The organism is Vibrio sp. V08_P9A1T1, from assembly GCF_963874405.1.
In the GTDB taxonomy this organism is placed as follows: Bacteria; Pseudomonadota; Gammaproteobacteria; order Enterobacterales; family Vibrionaceae; genus Vibrio; species Vibrio anguillarum.
Genome location: NZ_CAWNIB010000214.1, coordinates 1 through 2,547 on the forward strand (window position 1 = coordinate 1; position 2,547 = coordinate 2,547).

The 2,547-nt window shown below is 42.8% G+C and carries 2 protein-coding genes; both read right to left on the minus strand.

Annotated elements, in window-relative coordinates:
* The coding region (locus tag AACT21_RS08795; protein ID WP_141195261.1) for a SpoVR family protein at positions 1 to 1,533 on the minus strand (1,533 nt) is incomplete at its 3' end.
* Between the two features lie 12 nt (positions 1,534 to 1,545).
* The coding region (locus tag AACT21_RS08800; protein WP_094164361.1) for a YeaH/YhbH family protein at positions 1,546 to 2,547 on the minus strand (1,002 nt) is incomplete at its 5' end.

A 2,547-nucleotide genomic window follows, 5' to 3' on the forward strand; every position in this document is an offset into this window, starting at 1 on the left:
GTCACGTTCGCCGTGTGGTGGGCAAGTCGCTAAAATTTCACGTCGGCCACTCTCTTTGACTTCCTCTAAAATGACATCAAACCCCCATAAACGGTAAAGGTGTTTTAGTACCTCATGACAGCTTTGATCTAAAGGAATTCTATCGTGTGGAACGTGTTGAAGCGTCAGTGAACGATCACCACGTACATCCACGTTATAAACTTGAATATTCGGTTCTAAATTACTGAGATTGTACTGTGCCGCAAGCTTTTCACGGATGGCGTGATAGCCAATATCATCGTGAATGGCACTAACTTCAATGAAATTCTTGCGATCGTCATCCACAATGGCAAACAGCTTGAAATCGCGCATTACTTTAGGTGAAAGATACTGGCTAATGAAGCTCTCGTCCTTAAAGTTGTGCATAGCAAAATGAAGCGCATCTAACCATTCTGTGCCAGCAAGCTCAGGAAACCATTCCCTATCTTCATCGGTTGGCTCTTCACAAATACGTTTAATATCTCGGAACATAGCAAAGCCAAGTGCATATGGATTGATGCCACTAAAATAGGGGCTGTTGTAAGAAGGTTGTGCGACGACACTGGTGTGGCTGTGTAGAAACTCAAGAATGAATTTCTCAGAAACAAAACCTTCATCATAAAGGTGATTCAAGATAGTGTAGTGCCAGAATGTGGCCCAGCCTTCATTCATCACTTGTGTCTGTTTTTGTGGGTAAAAATATTGGCTTATTTTCCTCACAATACGAACGATCTCCCGTTGCCATGGCTCAAGCAGTGGCGCATGTTTCTCAATGAAATAAAGAATGTTTTCTTGTGGCTCACTTGGAAAACGAACTTTAAGATCTTCTTCTTTGGTTTTTGCTTTGGGCACGGTGCGCCACAGTTCATTAACTTGTGATTGTAGATAGGCTTCGCGCTCTTCTTGACGTGCTTTTTCTTCTGCTATCGATATTTTTTCAGGTCGTTTATAGCGGTCAACACCATAATTCATTAACGCGTGGCATGAGTCGAGCAGCGATTCGACTTCGGGTACGCCATATTTTTCTTCGCATTCTGAAATGTAGTTTTTGGCAAACAAGAGATAGTCAATGATAGAACTCGCATCCGTCCAAGTTTGGAAAAGGTAGTTGCCTTTGAAAAACGAGTTGTGACCATAGCAAGCGTGTGCCATCACTAAGGCTTGCATAGTGACGGTGTTTTCTTCCATTAAATAGGCAATGCATGGGTCTGAGTTAATAACGATCTCATACGCGAGCCCCATTTGGCCATGTTTGTAACCTTGTTCCGTTTGAATAAATTTTTTGCCAAATGACCAGTGGCTGTAATTAATCGGCATGCCAATGCTGGAGTAGGCATCCATCATCTGCTCGGAGGTAATAACTTCAATTTGATTGGGGTAAGTATCGAGACGATAAAACTCAGCTACCCGGCGTATTTCAGTATGGTATTTCTCCAAAAGCTCAAACGTCCAGTCAGGCCCGTCTGGTAACAATTTGCTCTTGCGTTTTGAAGTACCTTTCGCTTTTGTTGTCATTAGTATGCCTCCCTAAGCTGTTTCCTTTTGGAATAGCTCCCTAAATACAGGGAATATGTCATCCACGGTGCGAATGTTTTTAATCGCAAAATTGCCAAATGAGGGTTGTAATTTTTCGTACTCGTGCCACAAGGTTTGGTGTGAGCGACGAGTGATTTCAATATAAGCGTAATACTGGCAATATGGCAGAAGCTTATTGGTGAGGAGTTCTTTACAACGAGGCGAATCATCAGCCCAGTTATCACCATCGGATGCTTGAGCTGCGTAGATGTTCCATTCGCCGAGTGGGTAGCGTTGTTCAATGATTTCATGCATTAATTTCAGTGCGCTAGAAACAATCGTGCCGCCGGTCTCTTGAGAGTAGAAGAACTCGTGCTCATCCACCTCTTTGGCTTGCGTATGGTGACGAATAAACACCACTTCGACATTTTCATAAGTGCGAGTTAAAAATAGATACAGCAACACGTAAAAACGTTTGGCAATATCTTTAGTCGCTTGATCCATTGAACCCGACACATCCATTAAGCAGAACATAACAGCTTGGCTCGATGGAATGGGGCGTTTTTCAAAGTTTTTGAAACGTAGGTCAAACGTATCAATAAACGGCACACTTTCAATTTTTTTACGCAACGCTTCGATTTCTTGCTTAAGTCGCTTCTCTTCTAATACTTGAGCGGGCTCTCTATTTTGAATGCGCAGTAACTCTTCTTCTAATTCCCCCATTAAACGACGTTTTCCCGCTGTCATTGCGGTGCGGCGAGCCAGTGATTGTTGCAAAGAGCGAACTACAGCAATGTTCGACGGTACACCTGCCGTTTTGAAACCCGCGCGATGAGTTTTCCATTCTGTAATTTTATTGATTTGATTTTTTTCTAGATTAGGCAATTCCAGATCTTCAAACAGTAGATCAAGATATTCATCTTTAGAGATTTGGAAAATAAATTCATCTTGGCCTTCGCCATCAGCACTCGCATCACCTTGTCCTGAACCATTGCCTTGTCCGCCACCTTTAGG